General features: G+C 71.8%; 1 pseudogene. It reads left to right on the top strand.

The features are described 5' to 3' along the window. Nucleotides 1-241 (top strand): annotated as a pseudogene (locus IF00_RS42385) (flotillin family protein); the annotation flags it as partial.

Here is a 241-nt window from a genome sequence, read left to right on the forward strand (position 1 = left end):
CCTGTCCGGCCAGGGCCTGGTCCTCGACGCCTTCCAGATCCAGGACATCACCACCGAGGGCTCGTACCTGGAGGACCTCGGCCGCCCCGAGGCCGCCCGAGCCAAGCAGGAGGCGGACATCGCCGAGGCCGTCGCGCGGCGCGCCGCCGAGCAGGCGAGGCTGAAGGCGGAGGAGGAGATCGCGATCGCGCAGCGGACCCTCTACCTGAAGCAGGCCGAGATCAAGGCCCAGACGGACGAG

Source organism: Streptomyces flavochromogenes (genome assembly GCF_000717595.1).
Lineage (GTDB): Bacteria > Actinomycetota > Actinomycetes > Streptomycetales > Streptomycetaceae > Streptomyces > Streptomyces flavochromogenes.